General features: G+C 66.8%; 20 protein-coding genes and 2 pseudogenes. 14 read left to right on the top strand and 8 right to left on the bottom strand.

The annotated features are described in order from the left end of the window. Window positions 1-67: 67 nt before the first annotated feature. Complete coding sequence (locus tag QP166_RS12165; RefSeq protein ID WP_333916135.1) at window positions 68-814, top strand: SDR family NAD(P)-dependent oxidoreductase; 747 nt, start codon at window positions 68-70, stop codon at window positions 812-814. 26 nt (window positions 815-840) lie between these two features. Here QP166_RS12165 and QP166_RS12160 read toward each other — a convergent pair whose 3' ends face one another. Beyond that, a complete protein-coding gene (locus tag QP166_RS12160; RefSeq protein WP_333916134.1) occupies window positions 841-1,431 on the bottom strand; it encodes a hypothetical protein in 591 nt (196 codons plus the stop codon). A gap of 160 nt (window positions 1,432-1,591) precedes the next feature. On the opposite strand from QP166_RS12160, the gene QP166_RS12155 reads away from it, so the two are divergent. From QP166_RS12155 to QP166_RS12145, 3 genes are all read left to right on the top strand, one after another. Next, entirely contained in the window at window positions 1,592-2,224 is a 633-nt protein-coding gene (locus QP166_RS12155) for a response regulator transcription factor (RefSeq protein WP_333916133.1), read from the top strand. 70 nt (window positions 2,225-2,294) lie between these two features. Beyond that, the gene (locus QP166_RS12150) at window positions 2,295-4,289 is read left to right on the top strand and encodes a hybrid sensor histidine kinase/response regulator (RefSeq protein WP_333916132.1); all 1,995 of its coding nucleotides are present in this window, start codon (window positions 2,295-2,297) and stop codon (window positions 4,287-4,289) included. Then, window positions 4,286-4,654 (top strand): response regulator, encoded by a 369-nt coding sequence (locus QP166_RS12145; RefSeq protein WP_333916131.1) that lies wholly within the window; start codon window positions 4,286-4,288, stop codon window positions 4,652-4,654. The genes QP166_RS12150 and QP166_RS12145 overlap by 4 nt, the downstream gene beginning before the upstream one ends. Here QP166_RS12145 and QP166_RS12140 read toward each other — a convergent pair. The 6 genes and pseudogenes from QP166_RS12140 to QP166_RS12115 form a co-directional block, all read right to left on the bottom strand. Further along, window positions 4,651-5,610 carry an IS481 family transposase gene (locus QP166_RS12140; RefSeq protein ID WP_333914047.1) on the bottom strand — a complete coding sequence of 320 codons (960 nt, stop codon included), beginning with the start codon at window positions 5,608-5,610 and terminating at the stop codon, window positions 4,651-4,653. The two genes, QP166_RS12145 and QP166_RS12140, sit on opposite strands and share 4 nt — an antisense overlap. 364 nt (window positions 5,611-5,974) lie before the next feature. Further along, window positions 5,975-8,440, bottom strand: coding sequence for a TonB-dependent receptor domain-containing protein (locus QP166_RS12135; protein ID WP_333916130.1), 2,466 nt, complete (start codon window positions 8,438-8,440; stop codon window positions 5,975-5,977). Window positions 8,441-8,563: 123 nt separating this feature from the next. Next, window positions 8,564-9,364, bottom strand: a pseudogene (locus QP166_RS12130) (PQQ-dependent sugar dehydrogenase); the annotation flags it as partial. A 131-nt stretch (window positions 9,365-9,495) separates the two neighbouring features. Further along, window positions 9,496-9,624, bottom strand: a pseudogene (locus QP166_RS12125) (PQQ-dependent sugar dehydrogenase); the annotation flags it as partial. A 315-nt stretch (window positions 9,625-9,939) separates the two neighbouring features. After that, the gene (locus QP166_RS12120) at window positions 9,940-10,728 is read right to left on the bottom strand and encodes a helix-turn-helix domain-containing protein (protein ID WP_333916129.1); all 789 of its coding nucleotides are present in this window, start codon (window positions 10,726-10,728) and stop codon (window positions 9,940-9,942) included. Window positions 10,729-10,803: 75 nt separating this feature from the next. Then, window positions 10,804-11,835 (bottom strand): helix-turn-helix transcriptional regulator, encoded by a 1,032-nt coding sequence (locus QP166_RS12115; protein ID WP_333916128.1) that lies wholly within the window; start codon window positions 11,833-11,835, stop codon window positions 10,804-10,806. Between the two features lie 451 nt (window positions 11,836-12,286). Between QP166_RS12115 and QP166_RS12110 the strand changes: the two genes are divergently transcribed. The 5 genes from QP166_RS12110 (at window position 12,287) to QP166_RS12090 (ending at window position 17,160) form a co-directional block, all read left to right on the top strand. Beyond that, window positions 12,287-13,948 carry a beta strand repeat-containing protein gene (locus QP166_RS12110; RefSeq protein ID WP_333916127.1) on the top strand — a complete coding sequence of 554 codons (1,662 nt, stop codon included), beginning with the start codon at window positions 12,287-12,289 and terminating at the stop codon, window positions 13,946-13,948. 71 nt (window positions 13,949-14,019) lie between these two features. Next, window positions 14,020-14,379 carry a hypothetical protein gene (locus QP166_RS12105; protein WP_333916126.1) on the top strand — a complete coding sequence of 120 codons (360 nt, stop codon included), beginning with the start codon at window positions 14,020-14,022 and terminating at the stop codon, window positions 14,377-14,379. 2 nt (window positions 14,380-14,381) lie between these two features. Then, on the top strand, window positions 14,382-15,092 hold the full coding sequence (locus QP166_RS12100; RefSeq protein WP_333916125.1) for a C39 family peptidase: 711 nt from the start codon (window positions 14,382-14,384) through the stop codon (window positions 15,090-15,092). A 1-nt stretch (window position 15,093) separates the two neighbouring features. Continuing rightward, window positions 15,094-15,801 (top strand): hypothetical protein, encoded by a 708-nt coding sequence (locus tag QP166_RS12095; RefSeq protein ID WP_333916124.1) that lies wholly within the window; start codon window positions 15,094-15,096, stop codon window positions 15,799-15,801. A gap of 60 nt (window positions 15,802-15,861) precedes the next feature. Then, entirely contained in the window at window positions 15,862-17,160 is a 1,299-nt protein-coding gene (locus QP166_RS12090) for a hypothetical protein (RefSeq protein WP_333916123.1), read from the top strand. A gap of 9 nt (window positions 17,161-17,169) precedes the next feature. On the opposite strand, the gene QP166_RS12085 is transcribed toward QP166_RS12090, so the two are convergent. Then, window positions 17,170-18,915 (bottom strand): methyl-accepting chemotaxis protein, encoded by a 1,746-nt coding sequence (locus QP166_RS12085; RefSeq protein ID WP_333916122.1) that lies wholly within the window; start codon window positions 18,913-18,915, stop codon window positions 17,170-17,172. Window positions 18,916-19,155: 240 nt separating this feature from the next. Between QP166_RS12085 and QP166_RS12080 the strand changes: the two genes are divergently transcribed. Genes QP166_RS12080 through QP166_RS12060 form a run of 5 tightly spaced genes read left to right on the top strand, consistent with a single transcriptional unit; the run spans window position 19,156 to window position 23,769 of the window. After that, on the top strand, window positions 19,156-20,436 hold the full coding sequence (locus QP166_RS12080; protein ID WP_333916121.1) for a glycoside hydrolase family 43 protein: 1,281 nt from the start codon (window positions 19,156-19,158) through the stop codon (window positions 20,434-20,436). 38 nt (window positions 20,437-20,474) lie between these two features. Then, window positions 20,475-21,779, top strand: coding sequence for an alpha-L-fucosidase (locus tag QP166_RS12075; RefSeq protein WP_333916120.1), 1,305 nt, complete (start codon window positions 20,475-20,477; stop codon window positions 21,777-21,779). A gap of 50 nt (window positions 21,780-21,829) precedes the next feature. Further along, window positions 21,830-22,060, top strand: a complete 231-nt coding sequence (locus QP166_RS12070; protein ID WP_333916119.1) for a hypothetical protein — start codon at window positions 21,830-21,832, stop codon at window positions 22,058-22,060. Window positions 22,061-22,065: 5 nt separating this feature from the next. Continuing rightward, window positions 22,066-22,638 (top strand): sugar O-acetyltransferase, encoded by a 573-nt coding sequence (locus QP166_RS12065; protein WP_333916118.1) that lies wholly within the window; start codon window positions 22,066-22,068, stop codon window positions 22,636-22,638. A gap of 48 nt (window positions 22,639-22,686) precedes the next feature. Further along, a complete protein-coding gene (locus QP166_RS12060) occupies window positions 22,687-23,769 on the top strand; it encodes a glycoside hydrolase family 43 protein (RefSeq protein ID WP_333916117.1) in 1,083 nt (360 codons plus the stop codon). Window positions 23,770-23,881: the final 112 nt, after the last annotated feature.

Genomic DNA, 23,881 nt, shown 5'->3' with positions numbered 1-23,881 from the left:
CGTTGCAGATCGCGGCCATTGCCCCGCGCCGCCGGCCAAAGCGGCGCGGTCCATGGGAGACTGACGAATGAAGACGGCGATTGTGACGGGTGCCACGTCGGGGATCGGTCAGGCGACGACGCGGGCGCTGGCCGGTGCGGGCTGGCAGGTGATCGCCACCGGCCGGCGCGCCGACCGGCTCGCCGCGCTGGCGGCGGAATGTGGGGACCTGGTGCACACCGCCGCGTTCGACGTTCGCGACGAAGCGGCGCGCGATGCTGCGCTCGACGCGTTGCCGGAGCCGTTTCGCGACATCGACCTGCTCGTCAACAACGCCGGGCTCGCGCTCGGTACCGCGCCAGCGCAGAAGGCTGATCTCGCGCAATGGCGGACGATGATCGACACCAACGTCACCGCGTTGGTATCGGTGACGCACAAGCTGCTGCCGGGATTGATCGCGCGCAAGGGCGGGATCGTCAACATCGCGTCGGTCGCGGGCAGCTACCCCTATCCGGGCGGCAACGTCTATGGCGGTACGAAGGCGTTCGTGCAGCAATTCACGCTCAACCTGCGCTCGGACCTGCACGGGACCGGGGTGCGCGTCAGCGCGATCGATCCGGGGATGGTCGAGACCGAGTTCACGCTGGTGCGGACCGGCGGCAATCAGGACGCCTCCGACACGCTTTATGCCGGGGCCACGCCGATGACCGCCGAGGATATCGCCGCGACATTGCTGTGGATCGCGACGCTGCCACCGCATCTGAACATCAACCGGCTGGAACTTATGCCGGTCAGCCAGTCGTTCGCGGGCTTTCAGGTCGCACGCGACGACTGACCGGCGGCGCGCCGGATCATGATTGACTAGGACGTCGCGACCCCCGCGCGGTCGAGCGTGGCGAAAGCGTGCGCGGTGGCGCGGCGGGTCGCGGCGGACGGAGCGCTCCCGCCTTCGGCGACGCGCAGCCAATGCCGCCCGAGTGCCGCGAAGCCGAGCGTTCCCGCAAGGCCGGCGATGCGGTGCGCCTCGGCGGCGAGCAGCGCAGGATCATCGTGCGTCCCGATCGCGACCTCCAGCACGTTGCGGAGCCCGCTCAGCAGCGCGGCGACCGGCGCGGTCCCGAACGTGGCGCCAAGCCGGTCGATCGTCGCCAGCCGCGTCGCATGGCTCCACTCCGCGATAACGCCGGGCAGGATCTGGGCAAGGTCGCGCCGATCGACGGCGGCGACATAGCCCCGCGCGGCCCAGTCGGTGCGCGCGATCCATGCCGCGGATGCCAGTGCGATCGCCGGGGCGACGGTGGCGAGCGGTGACCATGTCGTGTCGGTCGCGGCAGCGTCCTCGATGGCGTGGAGCATGATGTCGTCATCGTCCGCCCCCGCCGCCGCCGCCGACATCAGGCAGGATCGATGCACCCAGCCATGCTGCACCGCAATGTCGCGTGCGGCCGCCATAGCATCCAACATGGGTTCAATCAGGACGATCATTCTACGCTATGTTATTCGATTCGCTGGCCTTTGGTAACAATTGTCTCTGGACACCGCCATGGACGAGCACGATCCTCGATAACGTAACAACTGAAATCACAGCGGCATGGAAGAAGAAGGTCAGAGGTTGGGAGGGCGTGCGTTGGTCGCCGACGATCACCCGCTGACGCGCGAGGGGCTGGCGATGGCGGCGCGTGCCGCGCTCCCCGGCGTGTCGATCATGGCGGCCGGATCGATCGCGGAGGCACGCACACTTGCCGAGCGCACGCCATTGCGGATGATCCTGCTCGATTTCCACCTTCCCGATGCGCGCGGCTTTTCCGGGCTGATGACCTTGCAGATGCACGCGCCCGGCACACCGATCGTGGTGGTGACCGCCAGCGAGGAGCCGCGGCTGGTGGAAGCGGCGCGCGCGGTCGGCGCAGCGGGCTATCTCTACAAGAGCCTGCCGCTCGACGATCTGGCGGAGCAGCTGCGGCGCGTGGATGGCGGGCAGCAGGTCTTCCCCCCGGCCACGACGAACGATGCCAGCGCGCTGGGCGACCTGCTCACGCGGCTGGCGACGCTGTCCAATGCGCAGCGCGCGGTGTTGCTCGCGCTGGCGGACGGGCATGCGAACAAGCAGATCGCGCGCGACCTTGGCGTGACCGAGGCGACGATCAAGGCGCATCTGACCGTCATCTTCCGCAAGCTGGGGGTCAGCAATCGCGCGCAGGCGCTGCTGGCGGCGCGGCCGTTAATCGGTCGTACGGATCAGTGAACATCGCGGCGGCGTCCGTTTCGCCGTTGCTTCCGCCATCGCGCTGGCGTTTTTCCTGATCGCGACGCTGATGCCGCTGCTGCTCGCGGCGCTGATCGGCTGGACGGGGATCGAATATCGGCGCGCGGTCGACGCCGAGGCCGCCGCGGCGCGCTCGTTCGCGCGCGAGCGGACGCTGTTGCTGCTGCTGTCGGCGGTGAAGGATGCGGAGACCGCGCAACGCGGACTGTTGCTGACCGGGGACCGGACGTTCCTGGCGCCTTATGCCCCGGCCCGCGCGCAGGTCGAGCGCCTGCTGAGCGACGTCGGGGCAGTCGATCGCGCGCTGCACCCGCTGATCGCCGCCAAGTTCGCCGAACTCGACGCCACGATCGCCTTGTTCGACGCCGGTGATCTCGCGGCGATGCGGCGCGAGGTGGCGTCGGGTCGCGGCAAGCGGATCATGGAGCGGTTGCGCGACGTGGTGACGCGCGCCAGTGCGGCCGAGCGCGCGCGCACCGCCGAGCGCTCGGCATCGTTCCGGGCGCATCGCGACGACAGCTATCGGTTGATCGAAGTGACCGGTGCGCTGGTGAGCCTGCTGCTGCTGGGCTTCATGCTCGCGTGGTGGCGGTCGCAATCCGATCGCCACGAAGCGGCGCGCGCCACGCACGAGGCGGGGATGCGCAATGCCGCGATCCTGGCGAGCACCACCGACACGCTGTTGATCGTCGATCGCGCCGGGACGATCGAGACGATCAGCGACGCGGGACACGATCTGCTCGGCTACACCACCGCCGACCTGCAGGACCGCGACCTGTCGGCGATCCTTCCGGCACGTCCGGGCGAGGACGATTTGCGGACCGTGATCGGGGCGGGGCGTGACGTGTTTCCCGAACGCACCGCGCGGCGCCGCGACGGTAGCGAGGTCATCGTCGATGTCGCGATCGGGGTGATGCATGGCGCGGACGGCGACCGGTTCGTGCTGTCGTTGCGCGACGCGTCGGATCGGCTGCGGATCGCGCGCGCCAAGGACGAGCTGATCTCGACGGTCAGCCACGAATTGCGCACGCCGCTGACCTCGGTGATCGGTTCGCTGGCATTGTTGCGCGCCGGCAATGCGGGCGAGTGGCCGGCGCAGGCGGGGCGGCTGGTCGATATCGCCGACAACAATGCGCGGCGGCTGATCCGGCTGGTCAACGACATCCTCGACATCGACCGTATCGAGAGCGGGCAATTGACGATCGCGCGGACGCCGCTCGACCTGCGCGAGATCACTGCGCAGGCCGCGCTGGACAATGAGGGGCTGGCGCGGCGGCACGACGTGACGCTGGTCGACGAGGTCGCAGCCGCGCCGGTGCTGGTCGCCGGAGACGCCGGGCGGTTGCTGCAGGTGGTCACCAACCTGTTGTCGAACGCGATCCAAGCCTCGGTCGGTGGCGGGACGGTGGTGCTGCGGACGCACGTGGTCGCGGTGCGCGCGCGGATCAGCGTCGACGATCATGGCGCGGGGGTTCCCGAGGAACTGCGATCGCGGCTGTTCGAGCGCTTCCAGACGGTGCGCGGTTCGGGCGGGACCGGGCTTGGGCTGGCGATCGCGCGTGAGATCGTGCGGCGGTTGGACGGCACGATCTGGTTCGAGGATCTGCCGGGCGGCGGCACGCGCTTCGCCTTCGATCTGCCGCTGCTTGGCGACTCGGACGACGAGGGCGCGGGGGAACCTGGGCTGCCGGTGATCCTGCACGTCGATGACGACCATGATCTGTGCGAGACGATGATGCTGGCATTTCACGGCAGCGCGGCGATGATGTGCGCGGCCGGCGTCGAGGCGGCACGCTCCCTGTTGCGGGCGCGACCGCCGCAATTGGCGTTGCTCGACACGCAGTTGCTCGATGTGGCGGCGCTGCTCCCCGAACTTGTCGACCGCGGCGGCAATCCGATCCCGGTGGTGATCCTCTCCGGTGCGGTGGCGCAACCCGACGTCGCGCGGCGCGCCGCGGCGGTGCTCGTCAAGGGACAGCATGGTGTCGCCACGGTGGTCGACACGATCCGGCGACTGTTGCGCGACCGCGAGGAGCGGCGATGACCAAGGCGTTGCACCTGCTGTTCGTCGACGACGATGCGGACATCAGGACGATCGTGACGATGGCGCTGGGACTGGACCCGACGATCGCGGTGGTCGCGGCCGGCAGCGCGGACGCGGCGCTGACGGCGCTGACCGACGGGCGCTTCGATGCGGCGCTGCTCGACGTGTCGATGCCGGGGATGGACGGGCCGGCTTTGCTCGACGCGTTGCGGGAGATCGTGCCGGAATTGCCGGCGATCTTCATGACCGCGCATAGCCGCGCGCATGAGCTGGTCGCCCTGTACGCCGCCGGCGCGCAGGGCGTGATCGTCAAGCCGTTCGAACCCCTTACGCTGGCGGCCGAGGTGCGCGCACTGCTGTCCTAGGTGTTTAGTCCTGGCATTTGGTGGATCGGGTCGACGATGAACCGGTCTGGCTCTGACGTCCAGATCTTGGCGATGTATTCGTAGGGCGTGAGACCGCTGAGCGTCTTGAGCCGGCGGGCGAAGTTGTAGGCGGCCATGAAGTCGGCGAGGTGCGTGCGCAACTGGTCGTGGCTTTCGTAGTGGAAGCGTTTGACGGTCGCCTCTTTGATGGTGCGGTTCATTCGCTCGACCTGACCGTTGGTCCATGGATGGTTCGGTTTCGTGAGTCGGTGCTCGATGCCATTTGCGTCGCAGATCATGTCGAAGCGCATCTGGCGCGACCAGGCGGTGTTGCGATTACGCGGCTGCTCGGCGAACTGGATGCCATTATCGGTGAGGATCGTGTGAACGCGGTAAGGCACGGCTTTCAGCAGGTGTTCCAGGAACTCCCAGGCTGTCCGCCTGTCAGCCTTCTCAACCAGTTGGGTGACCGCGAACTTGCTGGTGCGGTCGATGCCGACGAAAAGGTACAGTTTGCCTTCGGCGGTCTGCACCTCGGCAATATCGATGTGGAAGAAGCCGATCGGGTAGCGCTTGAAGCGCTGCCGCTTCGGCTTGTCGCCTTCGATGTCCGGCAGGCGGGAGATGCCATGCCGCTGTAGGCATCGGTGCAGCGCTGACCGGGTCAGGTGCGGGATCGACGGCTGCAGAGCGTAGAGGCAGTCGTCGAGCGGCAGCAACGTGTGGCGCCGGAACGCCACAACCATTGCCTCCTCGGCTTCAGTCAGGGTCGTTGAACGAGGGGCCTTCGGCCCGGTCTTCAGGTCCTCGACCGTCGCCCTCTTACGCCACTTCGCGACCGTCTTCGGGTTGATCCCGAGTTCCCGGCTCAGCGTCGCGAGCGAAGCTTGCGATCGCTGTATTGCTGCTCGGACGGCGTGCGTGGTCGTGGCGCACCCATGACGTACCTGTCCCATACGGCTTCCTTCCATTCCAACGAAAGGATCGCACCATCAAACCGTGGGATCAAACACCTAGGGTCTGTACTCAATCGCAACAAGGATCGTGATCGCCTCTGGAAGGCCGCCCACGAGGAGCGAAGCGCAGTCGGGTAGCTGCGCTACCCGCAAGCAAGCGACGATGCTGGGCGGACTTCCAGAGGCGACCGCAAGCGGCGGGCGGCTTTTGGCGCCATGCGGCGTCACGCGTCGGTCACGATGCGAGAGAATCGCTCCCTCCTTGCTCCTGGCCTGGCGCCAAAATCCGCTCCGTCACGACCTTGTTGCGATTGAGTACAGACCCTGAGCCGCGACCGCCCGAAGACGGTCGCGGCACTGCGGATCAGAAGTCGAAACGGACGGTCGCGGACACCGTCCGACCGTTGAGCGGGCGCGCGCGCAGGATGCCCGACGCCGGGATCGCGGCCTCGTCGAAGGTGGTGATCGCCAGCGTGTCGAACAGATTGTTGGCGTTGACCCCCAGCATCAGCCGCTCCGCGAGACGCAGCTGCGCGAAGGCGTTGGTGGTGACGAACCCCGGCGTGCGCAGCAGGTTGGTATCCTGCGAATAGCTGCCGGTGGTGCCGATGAACACCGCGCCGATGCTGAACCGGTCGGTAGTTATCTGCGGCGTCGCCTGGAAGATCAGCTTCGCCTGATGGCGGGGCGTGTTGCCGACCACCGCCGGGTTTACCGCATCGCGGGTGATTTCGGCATCGGTATAGGTCGCGCCCGCGGTCAGCGCGAACGGCCCGCGGCGCACTCCGCCCTCGAATTCCAGACCGGTGGCACGATAGTCGCGCTGGATGATCTGGCTGGTGACGACGTCGACGTTGGTGTCCTGCGCCTTCGCCCAGAAGCCGGTCAGGTTGAGCGTCAGCCCGGCCTGACGGTATTTGATGCCGATCTCGGCCTGCTTGACCGGATCGAACGCCGCGCTCTTCGTCGCGAGGCTGCCGTCGGTGGTGTTGACGATCGGGCTGAACAGGATGCGATCGGCATTGGCGCGCGCGCCGCGGCTGTAGCGCGCGAACACCGCGAGCGGCTCGGCAATGCGGAAGTTGATGCCGCTCGAATAGGATAGATAATGGTAGCTGTAGTCGAGCGGCGCGGGGGTGGTCAGTGGAGTGACGCCGACGCGCGTCTCCGGCGACGAGATCACGCCGTCGCCATCGATGTCGCGCGCCACGGTGCCGACACGCCCGCCGCCGAGATCGGAGCCGAACAGCTGTCCGCGCGCGGTGCCGAAGTCGTAGCGGACGCTCGCGCCGATCGCGACGCGGCCGAAGTGATAGTTCGCCGACGCGAAGGGCGCATTGACGGCATAATCGAGGTCGACGCTGCGGCGGCGCGTACCGCCGGCGAGCGCGAGGTTGTAGGCATAGACGCCGTTCTGCGTCAGCGCGCGACCGCCCGCGGTCGTCACGTCGACCAGTGCCGCACGACCGTCACCCCGCACGTCGGAGATCAGCGTCGACCAGAGCGCGTCGCGGACGATCGACTGGCGCGCGGCATAGAAGCCGGCGGTGGTGGTCAGGTCGCCGTCGCCGATCGCCCAGACGCGGCTGGCGCGGACGTCGTTGGTGACATTGTCCATCGATCTGATGCGCAGATCGAGGATGTTGAGCGCGGCAAGCAGGCCGTTGCCGTTGAGGCTGGCCGGATCGGCGATCGCCTGACCGGCGAGCGGGCCGTTGGCATAGGCGAGGCGCGCACCCGCACCGCCGAGCAGCGCCGCGCCCTGCGTCGCGGGCAGATAGGCCGAGGTGAACGGCGTGACGAACGCGCCCGACACGTCGGAGAAGCGGAAGCGTTCGGTGATCGTCCAGCCGGAAACGTCGATCCGGCCTTCCACACCGACCGACTTGACCTTCGTGGACACACCTTCGGCCAGATCGTGGACGACGGGATTGTTGTTGCCGTCGAGCACGAGGTTGCTGCGGATGTAGCGCGACAACAGCATGTCGCGGTTGGCGTCGAAGCTGGCGATCTCGCGAACCTTGGGCGCGGCGTTGTCGCCGGTCGCCTGCACCGGGACGGTGTCGTAGAAGGGCGAGCGATCGTCGAGATACTTGCCGTACAGACGAATGTACCCGCCGGTGAAGGTCTTGGTGACGTTGAGCTTCAGCTGCCCGCCGCGCTGCGCGTCGTAGCCGGTGCGACGCGGCCCCTCGCCCTGTCGGAAGAAGCCGCCGAGATGGAAGCGTGCGGTGTCGCCGAGCTTGCCGCCGAGGTCGAAGTCGGCACGATATTGCTCATAGTCGAGCCCGCTGGTCAGCGCGATCGCGCCGCCCTCGGTCTCGCCGGTCTTCGAGATGAAGTTGATGAGCCCGCCGGGCGAGTTGGACGCGAACGTCGAGGCCGAACCACCGCGGATCACCTCGACTTGCGACAGGTTCAGGTCGGCGCGGATCAGGCTGTCGGGGCCGACGCCCTGGATGTCGCCGAATTCAAGGACCGGCAGCCCGTCCTCCTGCAACTGCACGAACTTGATCCCCGACGAGGCGAGCGGCAGCCCACGGATCGAGACGCTGGCGAGTGCCTCGCCGGTCGCGGCCTCGGACCGGATGCCGGGAATGTCACGCAGCAGGTCGCCGATCGAACGCGGCGCGAGCTTCGCGAGATCGTCTTCCTTGAGGTTGCTGGTCGAGGTGGCGCTGTCCAGCCGGTCGCGCCCCTTTGCGACGCCGGTGGTGACGGTGTCTTCGGCATTGGGCTTCGCGGCGTTGGTGTCGGCGGACGCGTCGGTAACATTGGCGCTCGACAGCGACGTCGACGCCAGGGCAGCAGCAATAAAGAACGATGTCACTAAAAACCCCGAGTAATTCAATCGATTAACCTGGGGCTCGCTAGCTGACAGAGGTTAATGAAACGGTCGCCATGATGCGACGCGCCGACCGCCTGCGCGCGGGGCGGTCGGCGCGTCGCGGGATCAGCCGGCGCGGTCTGCGGTCAGCCGCAGCAATCGTCCGCCGTCGCCGTCCTCGAGCAGCCACAGCGCGCCGTCCGGCCCGGTGACGACCGCGCGGATGCGCGCGCCCATGTCCCAGCGTTCCGCCTCGCGCGGCACGGCATCGTCGAAGGCGATGCGGATCAGCGCCGTCGAGGCGAGCCCGCCGATGAACGCCGAACCGCGCCACTGCGGGAACATGCTGCCGTCGTAGAAGGTCAGCCCGGCCGGCGCGATGATCGGGTTCCAATAGAGCGCGGGCTGCTGGAATTTGGCGTTGCCCTTGTGCGACGGGATCGGCGTGTCGTCGTAATTCTTGCCGTAGGATACCAGCGGCCAGCCATAGTTGCGGCCAGGCTCGATCAGGTTCAGCTCGTCGCCGCCCTGTGGCCCCATTTCGGTTTCCCACAAGCGACCCTTGGCATCGAAGGCGAGGCCATAGGGGTTGCGGTGTCCGGTGCTCCACGTCTCTGCGGGGGTAAGGTTGGGCGAAGGCATCTCCGCCTTGCGCACCGGCGCCTTGGCAGCCGACCCGGTGTTCTCGGGCGGATCGATGATGCCGATCGTCGTGCCGCCGGTCTTGCCCGCGCCGGGGTTGCCCGGTGCGGGCTTGCCGTCGAGCGTCAGCCGCAGGATCTTGCCGAGCGCCTGATCGGGATCCTGCGCGGGGGTGAAGCGCTGCCGCTCGCCGGAGGTAAGGAACAGGTAACGGCCGTCCGGCGAGAAGGCGATATAGCCACCGAACTGCCCGCCCTTGCCGCGCGGGAGCTGACGCCAGACGACCTCGAGGTTCTTGAGCGCGGGCGCCGCGCCGCGCCGCTGACATCGAGCGTCGCGCGCGCCAGCGCGAGCCCGTCGCCGCCTTCACCGGGCTCGGAATAGGTGAGATAGACCTGGCCGTTCTGAGCGTAGGTCGGCGATACCGCGACGAACAGCAATCCGCCCTGACCCTCGAAATGGACGGTCGGGACGCCGCTGACCTGCTGCTTCTGCCCGGTGGCGGTGACCAGCCACAGGTGGCCGGGCTTCTCGGTCACCAGCATTCGCCGATCGGGGAGGAAGGCGAGCGCCCATGGCGAGTCGAACGTCGCGACCGGCGTGGCCTTGAACGGCTTGGTCTTGGCGGGGGTGGCCGCGCCGTAATTGACCGGCTCGGCGGACGGACCGGGGGTAGGGGCGGCCTGTTTCGGGTCCTGCGCCGCTCCGCATCCGGCCAGCATCATGACGGTCGCCAACGCGATCGGGAATTGTCGAACCACAGGGTACCTTCCTGAAAGAGAAGCATCTTGTGGCGGACAACCACGCGCTGTGCCAGCCCTGCTTCTGTGATCTGGCGCAACGGCTTCGCCGTTCCGATGCTAGGCCAGATCGTCGGCATCGCCGATCCGCTGCCGGAAGCCTTGCAGGCTCATGTCCAGAAAGCGGCGGCAATCCTTGGCGAAATGCGAGTGATCGACATAGCCCGCCTGCCATAGCACCCGCCCGGTCGCGGTCGGATCGGGCAGGATGCGGCGGAGCACGCGCAGGAAGCGGCGGAGCATCAACAGGCGCTTGGGCGGCAGCCCGAAGCCGTGCAGGCACGCGACCGAGAGCTGTTGCGGCGTGATCCGCAGCGCGGCGGCAACCTCCGCGACGGAGGTGCGCGGATCGGCATCGATCACGTCGATCAGCCGCTGTGACAGGCGATCGCGATCGGAGGCGGCGGCGAGCCGGGCGGCCAGCCACGGCGCGAAGGCGGCGGCCGGGTCGCCACCTGGATCGCAGACGAGCGGCGGGGCGGAGAGGTCGATCGCCGACAGCGGCACGACCCGATCGGTAAAGCGCGAGAGATCACCGCCGAACAGCGACGCCCATGAAGTCGTGCGCAGCCGCAGCCCGAACAGGATGGCGTCGCCATGCTCCAGGTGCGCGATCTTCGTCGTCGGTCCGATGAAACCGACCCGCGGCAAGACGTCGGATGTCCGCCGTCGGATCGTCAGCCGCGCGTCCGACGTGCCGCCGAGCAGCGCGTAGATCCGCGGTGCGCCGGGTAACAGCAACGTTCCGCGCTCCGTCGCCGGTGGCCGCCGCGCGAAATAGCCGGCGACCACGTCACCGGGCGCAAGCGCCGGCGCACGCGACAATGGCGAAAGCGATGATCTCTCCAAGTCCGGCTCCGCGGTAATCTCGGTCCAGGATACGGCACCGATCGCGCAGCGGATGCACCGCAATGATTTCTTACATCAGCGCCGTTGCACCTGATCGGGGGCGGAGGCGCGGATCAGGTTGCTGAAGATCAGCCGGACCAGATCGACCTGCCGGTTGCTGCCGGTCTTGACGAACACCTGCTTCAGATAGCCGCGCGCGGTGCCCAGTTTGACGTGCAGCGCCTGCGCGGCGGCGGCCAGCGTGTGCCCGGACGCCAGCAGGCAGGTGAGTTCGGTCTCGACCCGCGACAATCGGAACAGCTTGCACACCGGCTCGGCAAGCAGGTGGATGTCGAGCCCCGGATCGACGAAGAACAACAAGGCGCCGTCCTCGTCCGCGATCGCCGAATGCGGCGTCGCGGCGAAGGAGGTGACCAGCGGGGGCCCATTGTCGCGGTGGAGCATAAGCAGCGGCATCCGCTCCGCCGCACCGTGCGCGCCGCTCTGCGACAGCACATAGCCGATCGCGGTCGACAGCGCGGCGGCATCGCTGCGGTCGGTGGCCTGCACCTGGCCACGATGCTCGCGGATGCCGTCGTGGCGGTCCATGAGTTGCCGGGCGGTGTCGTTGGCGAAGACGATATGCCCGTCGCCGGACAGCAGCACGATCCCGATCGCGACGAGGTTGAGCCCGGTTTCGACGCCGAGCGTGCGCTGCTGCGCGGCCCGCGCGGCCTCCCACAGGCGAAAATATGCCGCGACGCTTGGCCATTCGCGCAGGCAGCGATTTTCGATCTCGCGCCGCGCGTCCTCGTCGGGCTGTTCGAAGAGCAGGTTGACGAACGCGCCGGGCTGGCCGGATGTGTGCTGGACCGGGATCACCAAGGCCGAACCGACGGGCTCGCCCGCCACCCGCTCGCACCAGATCGGTGCTGCATGGCGGCTATAGCCCGAGTCAATCCGGTCGGCGATCTGCACCAGCGCCGCACAGGTCGCCTGGTCGACACCCTCGGAAACGAGGCACCGCGAAGCTCCCCGTTCGTGGGTGCTGGTCAGCGCCCAGGCGTCGGCACCAAGCGTGCGGGCGAAATGGCCGGTGACCAATGCGACATCGTCGAATACCGACATGCCGTCGTCGCCGTCATGGAAGGAGACCCGCGCCGTGCGCTCCGGCGACCGCCCATGTGTCGAATGTCGCAAGCTCCCCGTCGCGCGGCGCCAATAGATCGGCGCGCGCAGCGGCTCCGCGAAAGAGCATGCGCAGATCCTGCTCTGCAAGCAATGCACTACCTCTCCATTGTCGATTCCCGATTCCCTGTGTCGGGTTACCGTTGTTGTACGCCAACTGGCCGCCACATCATTCGATCCAGTCTATCCCATTTTGAAACAAGGCAAATAGCAGCAATTTTTACCCCCTCATTTGGGGGTGGCGCGCGCGGCGTAACGGGAGGGGCAGTCGCCTGCGAAGAGGGGGAATGGTGAATGAAAGATTAACGGTATCCCCCGATTCGGCTCGGTCCGCAGGATTGCCGGGCTGGAGAAATCGCCGGCTGAACCGGCCAACAAGGGATGCCTGACCATGAAATCGCGTCTTCTGATCGCCGCCTCGATCCCCGTCCTCGCGTGGACCGCCCCCGTCTGTGCCCAGACGACTGAGCCCGGCAGCACCTACACCAACACCAACACCGGCAATTCGGCCGGTAATGACGTGGCGAGCAGCGCCTACAACACCGACAACGCCAACAGTTCGACCAACACGAACAGCTCGACCAACGACAGCAACAACACGGCGACGAACACGCAAACCGACTCGTCGGATCGTTCGATGACCGATAATTCGAACAATGCGCGGACGAACAACTCGGTTCATGACAGCAACAATACCGCGACGAGCACCCAGACCGACTCGTCGGATCGCTCGTGGACCGACAACTCGAACCGTTCGGCGACGGACAATTCGAACAATTCGCGCACGAACAACTCGGTTCACGACAGTAACAACACCGCGACGAGCACGCAGACCGACTCGTCGGATCGCTCGTGGACCGACAATTCGAACAATTCGCGCACGAACAACTCGGTGCACGACAGCAACAACACCGCGACCACGAACAACTCGTGGACGGACAGCTCGAATCGCTCGACGACTGACAGTTCGAACCGGTCGATGACCGACAATTCGAACAATTCCCGCACCACCACGAACACGGACGGCAGCAGTGCGGCGGGCGCGCAGGTCGCGGCCAACAATGGCGGCAACGCGACCGATAGTTCGAACCGCTCGGTGACCAACACCGACAATTCCGACCGGTCGTCCGTCTACAACGATCGGGCCGATCGCTCGACGTCGAACACCGACAATTCGAACCGGTCCACGACGACCACCACCACGTCCGCATCGGGCGCGCAGGTCGCCTCGAACGGCAGCGGTTCTGCCACCGACAGCCGCGACCAGTCGAACAACTCGCGGATGACGACCACCAACACCGACAATTCGGCGAGCGGCGCACAGGTCGCGGCCAGCGGTGGCGGCAACGCCAGCGACAGCCGCAACCAGTCGATGAACACCACCACGACCACCACCTCCGCATCGGGCGCGCAAGTTGCCTCGAACGGCAGTGGGTCGGCGACCGACAGCCGCAACATGTCCGATAATTCGCAGACCAGCTCCGCCAGCGGCGCGCAGGTTGCGAACAACGGCAGTGGCTCCGCAACCGACAGCCGCAACATGTCCACCAACGACAATTCGGACAGTTCGAACCGGTCGCGGACCAGCTCGGCAAGCGGCGCGCAGGTCGCAGCGAACAATGGCGACGCCACCGACAGCCGTAACATGTCGACCAACGACAATTCGGATCGTCGCAACACCGCCAGCAACTCGGGCCGTGGCTCGGTAGCGACCAACGGCGATGCCAGCTACGCCGACAGCTCGATGCGCAGCACCGGCATGGCATCGGCCGGAACCGGGGCGGCCTCGACCTCGAACGTCTTCGGGGCCAGCGCGGTGGTTTCGTCCGCGACGCTCGCCAGCTACGTCACCGGCGTGCGGGTCGACTTCAGCCAAACCCCGGGCGGTGCGACCAATATGGTCAACAACAGCCTGACCACCGGCGACGGCGCGTTCCAGAACCTTGCCGGGCTGCAATCGCTCAACATGAACACCGGCGCGGGCGCATCGCAGAATTCGGCGGTGAACGTCAGCGTCGCCGCCGGCACGATCAACCTCGGCGGTGGTCAATAAGACCAAGGGGGTGGGGAGGGGTGGCGGTGCCGCCCCTCCTCCGTTTCTTCGTTCGATCGGGAGATCGGGACATGCGTATCCTCTTCATCGGCCCGGCGCTGCTCGCCGCCGCGCTGCCGGTCGCGGCAGCGGCGCAGGGCGCGCCGCCCGCGACGCCGGTGCAGGCCAACCCGTTCGGGGCCGCGGCACCGGTCGACAATGCGCAGCTGGGCGCGGTCACCGGGCAATCGGATCTGTCGCAGGTAATTCGTGCGCAGAACACCAGCACGGTCAGCGGCAACAGCGTGAACGGCCATTCGGAAACCGGGACGATCAGCTTCGACCCCAATTCCTTCCAGAACCTCAACGGCCTGTCGTTGCTCAGCGCGAACACCGGAAACAACGTTTCCATCAATTCGTCGCTGAACGTGAACGTCGCGATCAACCAGTAACGATGCGCGACCCGCTCCGTCTCGGCCGGTGGATGCCAGCGGCGCTGCTGGCGACCGCCGGCTGTACCGCGATGCCGCTGGCCGAAGGCGGGAATGTCACCAATTTTTCGCCGACGCTCAACTTCGCCTTGCCCGTCACCAGCCTGATCGGGCGGCGGTTCGAAACCGTGGTGCGCCAGCAATATGATTTCAGTTGCGGATCGGCGGCGCTCGCGACGCTGCTGCGCTTCCATTACGACGATCCGCAGAACGAGCAGAGCGTGTTTCTGGGCATGTTTCGCGACGGCGACCAGGCACAGATCCGGCGGCTCGGCTTTTCGCTGCTCGACATGAAGCGCTACCTCGCGGCGCGCGGGATCGCCGCCGACGGCTTCAAGGTCAGCATCGATCAGATCGCCAAGGCGCGCGTGCCCGGCATCGCGCTGATCGATTTCGATGGTTATCGCCATTTCGTCGTCGTCAAGGGCATTGACGATCAGACCCTGCTGCTCGGCGATCCGTCGCTGGGCCTGCGCCGCGAGACGATCGGTCGGTTCGCCAAGCAATGGAATGGCGTGTTCTTCGTCATCAGCGGACGCGACGCGGTCGGGCAGTCGCATTTCAACATGCCCGTCGATCTCGCGCGCGCGCCGCACGGTCGCGCGTTTCTGCCCGCCGATCCGCTGGAAAGCGCGCAGCTTGCGCTCACCCGCCCGCGTCTGGGAGAGTTTTGACATGTCGATCGCTTTGCTGATCGCCGCTGCACTGGCCGCCGCGCCGGCGGCGCCTTCCGGCGACAAGCCGGTGCCGGTCCCCGATCGCGAGCTGGCGACGATGCGCGGCGGCTTGATGCTGCCCAACGGGCTCAACGTCGCGATCGGCATCGACATCCAGACGCGGATCGACGGCGTACTCGCGCTGCACACGATCTTCTCCAGCGAAGCGCCCGGCGTGCGCGTCTTCACCGACGGGCGATCCAGCCCCAGCGAGGTGCCCGGCACCGTCACCGTCGAGACCGGCGATCCCAGCTGGCCGACCGTCTCGGTATCGCGGACGCCGACCGGCACCACCGTCACCGCGCCCGCCCCCGGTGCGCCCGCCAGCGTCAACATCGTCTCCGGCCCGACCACCGGCTGGCTCGACGCGTCGGGGCAGACTCCGGTGCCGGTGGTGGCGAACGGCCCGGCGGTCGACGCCAGCTCCGGAAGCATCCGGCTGACCAGCGACGCGCGCGGCAGCCAGGTGCAATTGCTGACGCCAACCACCGAGATCCGGCATCTGGTCGGGCAGGCGACCGGCGCCGTTATTTCGAACACCGCCAACGATCGCGTCATCGACACGGTCAGCACCGTCAACGTCAATCTGGTGGGGCTACCCGCCGGGCTGATGAACGGTATGCTGCTGGTCAACCGGATCGCGACCGAGGCCGCAGGTCCGCGCTGAATGACTTGGGAAAGGGGATAATTCTCGATGCGACCTGCGGCCTCCAGTGCGTTTCTTTCCTTGAGTCTGATCGCTGTGCCGGCGGCGGCGCAGCAGCCGGTGTCACCGGCGACCGCGGCGGTCCCGGCCGCGGCGGACGATCGCGACGAGCTACGCCGGACGCTTGCGGTCGAGCGACTGGAACTGGACCGTCAGCAGCGCGCACTCGACGAGCAGCGCGCGCGGATCGACCGGTTGGAGGCGCGGCTGTCCGGGCGTGCTGATACGGGAACGCAGGTCGCGCAGACCGCCTTGCCGCCGGGTGGCGTGCCGCTGCCCGCCTCACCGCCGCCCGCGCCACCGCCGGCCGGTAATCAGGTGCAGACCGTCGGCGAGGCGCCCTCCGATCAGCGGCAGGTGCAGGTCGCGGTCTTGTCGGAACAGGGCGGGATCATCACCAAGGCGGGCCGCGCGACCGTCGAGGTCAATTTCGAATATGCGCGCGCCGACCGCAATCAGGTGGTGTTCCGTGGCGTGCAGATCCCCGAGGCGGTGCTGATCGGCGTCTTCGACATCAACCAGAGCCGACAGGACGTGCTGACCGTCGGGACGGTCGGGCGGCTCGGACTGACGAGCCGGCTCGAGATCAACGGCCGGCTGCCGTTCGTCTATCGCTCCGACAAATCGGTGCTCGCGCCGGTCGCCAATCCGTCCGAGCCGAACGCCGGGCAGCTCGACCGCCCGGTCAGCGGCGCCAACATCGGCGATATCGACTTCGGCCTCCGCTACCAATTCACCGACGGCAACAACGGCGCGCCGTATCTGATCGCGGGCGTGCAGGCCGTGGCACCAACCGGCACCGACCCGTTCCGTGTGTCGCGTGATGCGCTCGGCAATGCGCTGAAGGGCGCGACAGGGGCGGGATTCTGGGCGGTAACGCCGAACCTGACCGCGATTTTGCCCAGCGATCCGGCGGTTTTGTTTGCCACCCTGGGCTACACGTACAACTTCGCGCGCGACATCAATCGCCAGATCGGCGCCACGTTCATCGAACGCGTCGCACCGGGCAGCCAGCCCTCGGCGAGCGCAGGCATCGCTATCGCCTTGAATCCGCGGACATCGATCAGCTTCGGCTATGCGCAGACCTGGGCGCTGGGCACCAAGACCCGCGTCCGCGCCCTCAACCAAACCACGCAGGAACTGGGAGATTCCGTCACCGCCCTCAGCCGCGACCTCCAGATCGGCCGGCTGCTGTTCGGCGTCAGCTATCGCACCTCGCCGACCACGACGCTCAACTGGAACGTCGAGGTCGGCGCGACCGACGATGCCGCCGATGTGCGGACGACGCTGCGTATCCCCTTCACCTTCAACGCCTATTGAGGGGCGCGGTCATGCCGCGCGCGCGAGCGGCGCGGGGGCGTGCGCGACGTCGAAGCGCGCGATCTGGCTGCCGAGCGCGCCGGCCTGTGCCTCCAGCTTGCGCGTCACGGCGGTGACCTCCTCGACCATCGCGGCATTCTGCTGCGTGGTGCCGTCGATCTGCGCCAGCGCGATGTCGATCTGACGCAGCCCCTCGGCCTGAGCGGAAGCATTGGTCGCGATATCGGCTACTTGCGTGGCGATCGCGCCGATCTGCGTCGTGATCCGGTCGAGCGCGCTGCCGGTATCGTTGACGAGCCGCACGCTGTCTTCGACCTGCTGGCTGCTCAGCACGATCCGCTGTCGCACGTCGGTCGCCGCGTCCGAACAGCGCCCGGCGAGCGCGCGCACTTCGCTGGCCACGACCGCGAAGCCCTTGCCCGCGTCACCGGCGCGCGCCGCCTCGACGCCTGCGTTGAGCGCCAGGAGATTGGTCTGGAAGGCGATTCCGTCGATGACCGCAATGATCTCCGAAATCTCGTTCGATGCCTGCTCCATCCGCCCCATCGCCGCGACCGCCTCGCGCACCACCAGCGCGCCGTCGCGCGCCGCGCCATGGACGCGGTGCATCGCCTCCTGCGCGCTGGCGGCGCCGGTCGCGGCGTTGTTGACGGTGTCGGCGATCGCGCTCATCGCCGCTGCGGTTTCCTCAAGACTTGCCGCCTGTTGCTCGGTGCGACACGACAGGTCGTCGGACGCCTGCGTCAGCTCGGCGGTGAAGCGGTAGACCGTCTCGCTGCCGCTGCTGATTCCTTGCAGGGCATCGTGGATCGACGACAGCGCGCGGTCGAAATCCTTCGCCAGCGTCGCATAGCTCGCCGGCAGCGTCTGTCCGAGCCGCTGCGTCAGGCGACCGTCGGCGAGCGCGGCAAGCTGCTGCGCAAGCGCGTCGACCACCTGCTGCTGCTCGGCATCGGCGCGCGCCTTGGCCTCGCCCGCGTCGCGGAAGACCACCAGTGCCTTCGCCATCGCGCCGATCTCGTCGCGGCGGTCGGTGCCGGGCACGGCCACGTCGCGGCGTCCGCCGGCCAACTCGCTCATCGCGCGGCGCATTTCGCCGAGCGGGCGGAACATCTTGCGCGTCACCGCCAGGCAGGCCAGCGCGGCGCAGAGCGTCACCAGCACCGCGACGATTGCGATGCTCCGCTGGACCTCATGGACGCTGGCGAGGAAGTCTTCGGCCGGAATGCCGACATAGAGGATGCCCACCACCGCGCCGTTCGCATCCTTGATCGGGTCGTAAGCGGTGAAATAGTTGGTGCCGAGAATATCGGCGCGCCCACGATAATTGCGGCCGTCGCGCAGCACGGTCTCGCGCACCGCGTCGCTGGTCAGCTTGGTGCCGGTCGCGCGGCTGCCGTCCTTGTTCTTGACGTTGGTGGCGATGCGCGTGTCGCCGCGGAAGATCGTCGCGGTGCCGCCGACCAGTTCCTTGACGCGATCGACCGCGCTGTGATCGCCGTTGAGGACATGGCGGTTGATCGAGAGCAGATCACCGTTCACGGCGGCGGTGCGACCGTGGCGCTGGAGCACGCTCCACGCGACGCGCATATTGGCCTCCTGCCGTTCGGTCGCGCTCCGCTCGGCATTGATCGCCAGCACGGTGGCGGTGACCGCTGCGGTGACCAGCGACAGGAGGCATAGCGACAACGCGATAAGCCATGTCACCTTCGCGGAAAGGCTGAGATCGCGAATTCGTGCTGCCACACCCGGCATGGAACGCTTCCAATTTTCTGTTGATCGCTCGTCGCCTGTTTGGCGAATGAGCGAGCGCATGAAGGAAAAGCGTTAATTTACAGGCACCAGCTGCGATCGGTTGCGATGCTTCTTGCGGCCTCTCCCAGCGTATTTGACTCGCTGGCGAATACTCCCGCACAATCGGCATCGTTGCATCTTCTTGTCGGACTATTTAGTTCGCGAGCGGATCCTAGGGAAGGGCGATCGATGGGAGTTGGTATGAAGGCGTTCATTGCAGCAACGACGATGACGCTGATGCTCGGCACGATGGCGTCATCCGCACGCTCGATGGCACAAGAGGCTGCTCCTGGTACGGCTTCGCGGCAGTTGGCGGTGGTGCCGGCGCTCGCCAGCTATCCGGCGCCGAAGGTCCGCGCGGCGGCGCGATCGGCGTACCTGCTCGCCTATTTCAAGGACGAGACGCATTCACTGTATTTCGCGACCTCGCCCGACGGTTACACATTCACCGACGTCAACGATGGTGCGCCGGTGTTGTCCGGACGAGCGGTCGCCGACCAGAAGGGTGTCCGCGATCCACACATCATGCGCGGGCCGGATGGCGACTTCTACATGTCGATGACCGACCTGCACATCTTCGCCAAGCGCGAGGGGCTGCGCACCACCGACTGGGAGCGGCCCGAGAAGGATTACGGCTGGGGCAACAACCGCAACCTGATCCTGATGAAGAGCCACGACTTGCTGCACTGGACGCTGGCGAAGGTGAACGTCAGCGCGCTGTTCCCGGCCTTTGCGCAGGCGGGTAATGTCTGGGCGCCGGAGACGATCTGGAATCCCGCGCGCAAGCGGATGATGGTCTATTTCACCACGCGGATCGGCAACGGCCCGAACTTCATGGTGCAGTCGCTCGCCAACCCCGCCTTTACGACGTTGACGACCGAGCCGAAGCAGATCCTCAATTATCCGCGCCCGAAGGTGAACACGATCGACGCCGACATCACCAAGATCGGCGATCGCTATCACATGTTCTATGTCGCGCACGAGCAGCCGGGCAGCATCCGGCAGGCGGTGTCGCGGCGGATCGATGGCGGATATGTCTACGATCCGCAAAAGGTCGATCCCGAAATGGTCGCGGCCGAGGCGCCGAACCTGTGGAAGCGGTACGGCACCAACACCTATGTGCTGATGTACGATGTCTTCGGCACGAGGCCGAACAACATGGGCTTCGCGGAGACGACCGATTTCAAGACCTTCCGCAACATCGGGCGTTTCAACGACGCAGGGTCGCGGATGAAGACGACGAACTTCACCGCGCCCAAGCATGGCACGGTGATGGCGATCACACCCGAGGAGGCGGCGCGGCTGCGGGAGTATTTCGGGGGAAATAGGGAGGGTCGCCAGCCATTGTCGGTCATCCCGGACTTGATCCGGGGTGACGAGAGAGGAGCGGGCAACGGCAGGGGAGAGGACGACCGCGACGCGAGGGTGACAGGGCAGCACTTCTTCGTCATTCTGCTTCAAGAACATAACGGGAGGGAATGATGGTCAGCGCACGACGTCGCTTGGGGCGGGGACTTACCTTGGCGATCGCGGCAACCTTCGCCGTTCCGGCCGCCACGGCGCAATCCGCCGAAACCTATACCCCCGCGCCAGCCAACCTCGCCGCGCGGGCATGGTTTCAGGACGCCAAGTTCGGCATTTTCCTCCACTGGGGCCTGTACAGCGAGCTGGGTGGCACCGGATCGTCGGGCGGTGCCGAGTGGATCATGCAGGACAACAAGATCCCGGCCGCGAAGTATGAGCGGCTCGCCAAATTCTTCTATCCGCATAAGTTCGACGCCGACGCATGGGTGCGCTCGTTCAAGGACGCGGGCGCGCGCTACATCGTCATCACCAGCAAGCATCACGACGGCTTTGCGATGTTCGACAGCAAGGTATCCCCGTACAATGTCGTGAAGGCGACACCGTTCAAGCGCGATCCGATCGGTGAACTGGCGGCGGCGTGTCGGCGGCAGGGCGTGAAGCTGTTCTTCTATTACTCGCAGCTCGACTGGCACAATCCGGACTATTTCCCGCGCGGGCGCACGGGCCACTCGGCGGGTCGGCCGGAGGCGGGTAATTGGGACAAGTATCTCGATTATCAGGATGCGCAATTGCGCGAGTTGCTGACGCAATATGGTCCGATTGGCGGCATCTGGTTCGACGGCTGGTGGGATCAGGAGAAGACGCCGCTGCGTGACCGTTGGCGGCTGGAGCGGACGTACAAGCTGATCCACCAGCTCCAGCCCGGCGCGCTGATCGTCAACAACCACCACCATGCGCCGTTCGCGGGCGAGGATTATCAGACGTTTGAGCGCGATCTGCCCGGCGAGAACAAGACCGGGTTCAGTGGCACCGCGACGGTCGGAGCACTGCCGCTGGAGACTGCCGAGACGATGAACGGCAGTTGGGGCTTCAACCTTACCGACGATCAGTACAAGTCGCCGAAGACGCTGGTGCAGACCCTGGTCGGTGCGGCGGGGCGCAACGCGAATTTCCTGCTCAACACCGGGCCGATGCCCAATGGCGAGATCAAGCCTGAAAATCTGGCGACATTCCAGACGATTGGCGGGTGGCTGAAGGTGAACGGCGCCAGCATTTACGGGACCCGCGGCGGGCCGGTGTCGCCGGGCGCGTGGGGCGTCACCACGCAGAAGGGCAAGACGGTCTATGTCCATCTGCTGCGCGCGCATGACGGGCGGGTCGCGCTGCCGTTGAAGGGGCAGGTCGCAGCGGCGCGGCTGCTCGATGGCGGCGCCAGGGTCTCGGCGGCGCGGCGGGGGATCAAGTTGAAATCACAGGACTTCCGCCGCTCGGCGAGAGCTGGGATCAGGTGGTCGAACTGACGCTGCGCTGAGGGTTGGTCGATCGCGGCGGTCGCGGCATAAGCAAGGCTATGGCTGCTTTCGATGATTCCGCCGACCCGGCGCTGGGCGCTGCGTGCAACCGCCTGGCGTCATGGGTCGAACCCTTGCCCGCCGGGATCGTGATCGACCCGGCAACGGGGCTGAGCGAAGCCGATTTGGCGTTGATATTGCGGCATCTTTACGCAACGCGGCATGATGCGGCGGGCGGTGATGCGCGCGCACCCGGGCGATCCTCGGTGCCGCTGACGGCGCGGGACTGACGGCGGTGGCGGAGCGGAGCGAGAAGCAGAAGATGCTGGCCGGCGAGCCGTATCATGCGGGTGACGCAGAATTAATCGCGGACCACCAAGCGGCGCTGGCATGGATGGCGCGCTACAATGGCGCGGCGGCGCTGCCCGCGAGCGAGCGCCGCGCGATCCTGCGCGAGCGGTTGGGGGCGGTGGGCGAGGGGGCGGTGATCCGGCCGCCGTTCCACTGCGATTATGGCTATAATATTCGCCTGGGGGACGACGTCTTCCTCAATTATAGCTGCATCATTCTCGATGTGGTGACCGTGACGATCGGAACTGGCACGCAGATCGGGCCGGCGGTGCAGCTTTTGACGGCGGATCATCCACGCGACCCTGCGGCGCGCGCGACCGGCGCGGAATGGGGGCGACCGATCGCGATCGGTCGCAACGTGTGGATCGGTGGCGGGGCGTTGATCCTGCCCGGCGTGACGATCGGGGACGATGCCATCATCGGGGCAGGAAGCGTAGTGACGCGCGACGTGCGCGCGGGCGCGACCGTCGCAGGCAATCCGGCGCGTGAACGCAGGGGTGCGCCTCCGACGGCTTGACCGAATGTCGCTCCCGCTTATTGTCCGACATAATCGGGAGAGAGACGGATGACCTTACTTGCTGGTGGACGTACCGGCGCGGCTGCCGGTTTGCGTGCCGCCTTCATGGCGGTGCTCGCGTGCGGCACGTTGCTGGGAGCCACCGCCGCGACCCGCCAAGCGGCGGTTGCGCCGTTGTTGCTGCCCGACATGCCGCTGCACGATCCGTGGATCGTCGCCGATCGCGCCACGCGTACGTACTGGCTGTTCACCCGCAACGAGGAGCAGCTGACCGGCGACAAACGGCTGGGGATCATGGCCTATCGCAGCCGCAACCTGAAGCATTGGCAGCGGCCGGTGATGGTCTTCGCACTGCCGGAGGGGAGCTGGGCGAACGACGGCGCCTGGGCGCCGGAGGTGCATCGCTGGAAGGGGCGGTGGTACCTGTTCTCGACCTTCTACAATGACGGGCTCAAGCTGCCGGCCGAGAACGGGCGGAAGCCGGTACGGCGTTCGACCCTGCTCGCCTCGTCGGCGAAGCTGGGCGGGCCCTATCGGCTGGAGCGTGACGGCGCGCCGATCGTCGATGCCGCGCAGATGACGCTCGACGGCTCGCTGCACGTCGATCGCGCGGGCAAGCCGTGGATGGTCTATGCGCATGAATGGGTGCAGGTCGGCGACGGGACGATCGAGGCGGTGCCGCTCGACGACACACTCGCCGCCGCGGGGCAGCCGCGACTGCTGTTCCGTGCCTCCGACGCGCCATGGGTGAAGCGGGCCGATCCCGCCGATGTGAAGGGCGGCAACGTCACTGACGGACCCGAGCTTTTCCGCACGCGCACCGGCACGTTGCTGATGCTGTGGTCGAGCTATGACCGGCATGGCTATGTCCAGTCGCTCGCGCGGTCGAAGAGCGGGAGCATTGCGGGGCCGTGGGAGCAATTGCCGCCGCTTGTGCGGGGCGACAGCGGGCATGGGATGTTGTTCCGTCGCTTCGATGGATCGCTCACGATGGTGTTGCATCGCCCGTTCGAGCAGGCGCGCGGCAAGCTGTATGCGATGCGCGATCTGGGCGACACGATCGCGGTCGAGCGCGAACTGACCGAGCTGGATGGCGAGACGCGACCGGTGGTGACGGCGGCTGGCGATTAGAGGATGATCCATTCAAGCAGAAGCGTCACCCCGGCGAAGGCCGGGGCCAGTTGGGGGACGCTGATGATGTAGGTTACGCCTGATTTCGTCGACCTCCCCAACTGGGCCCCGG

Origin of the sequence: Sphingomonas sp. LR60 (assembly GCF_036855935.1) — a bacterium.
Classification (GTDB): Bacteria; Pseudomonadota; Alphaproteobacteria; order Sphingomonadales; family Sphingomonadaceae; genus Sphingomonas.
This window is presented reverse-complemented; position numbering and strand designations above follow the sequence as displayed.

Excerpts from the sequence above, each read along its gene's own strand:
- QP166_RS12085 (WP_333916122.1), bottom strand. The coding sequence starts at position 18,915 with ATGCCGGGTGTGGCAGCACGAATTCGCGATCTCAGCCTTTCCGCGAAG.
- QP166_RS12095 (WP_333916124.1), top strand. The coding sequence starts at position 15,094 with ATGTCGATCGCTTTGCTGATCGCCGCTGCACTGGCCGCCGCGCCGGCG.
- QP166_RS12160 (WP_333916134.1), bottom strand. The coding sequence starts at position 1,431 with ATGGCGGCCGCACGCGACATTGCGGTGCAGCATGGCTGGGTGCATCGA.
- QP166_RS12110 (WP_333916127.1), top strand. The coding sequence starts at position 12,287 with ATGAAATCGCGTCTTCTGATCGCCGCCTCGATCCCCGTCCTCGCGTGG.
- QP166_RS12060 (WP_333916117.1), top strand. The coding sequence starts at position 22,687 with ATGACCTTACTTGCTGGTGGACGTACCGGCGCGGCTGCCGGTTTGCGT.
- QP166_RS12150 (WP_333916132.1), top strand. The coding sequence starts at position 2,295 with ATGCCGCTGCTGCTCGCGGCGCTGATCGGCTGGACGGGGATCGAATAT.
- QP166_RS12165 (WP_333916135.1), top strand. The coding sequence starts at position 68 with ATGAAGACGGCGATTGTGACGGGTGCCACGTCGGGGATCGGTCAGGCG.
- QP166_RS12140 (WP_333914047.1), bottom strand. The coding sequence starts at position 5,610 with ATGGGACAGGTACGTCATGGGTGCGCCACGACCACGCACGCCGTCCGA.
- QP166_RS12100 (WP_333916125.1), top strand. The coding sequence starts at position 14,382 with ATGCGCGACCCGCTCCGTCTCGGCCGGTGGATGCCAGCGGCGCTGCTG.
- QP166_RS12080 (WP_333916121.1), top strand. The coding sequence starts at position 19,156 with ATGAAGGCGTTCATTGCAGCAACGACGATGACGCTGATGCTCGGCACG.
- QP166_RS12105 (WP_333916126.1), top strand. The coding sequence starts at position 14,020 with ATGCGTATCCTCTTCATCGGCCCGGCGCTGCTCGCCGCCGCGCTGCCG.
- QP166_RS12070 (WP_333916119.1), top strand. The coding sequence starts at position 21,830 with ATGGCTGCTTTCGATGATTCCGCCGACCCGGCGCTGGGCGCTGCGTGC.
- QP166_RS12145 (WP_333916131.1), top strand. The coding sequence starts at position 4,286 with ATGACCAAGGCGTTGCACCTGCTGTTCGTCGACGACGATGCGGACATC.
- QP166_RS12115 (WP_333916128.1), bottom strand. The coding sequence starts at position 11,835 with ATGTCGGTATTCGACGATGTCGCATTGGTCACCGGCCATTTCGCCCGC.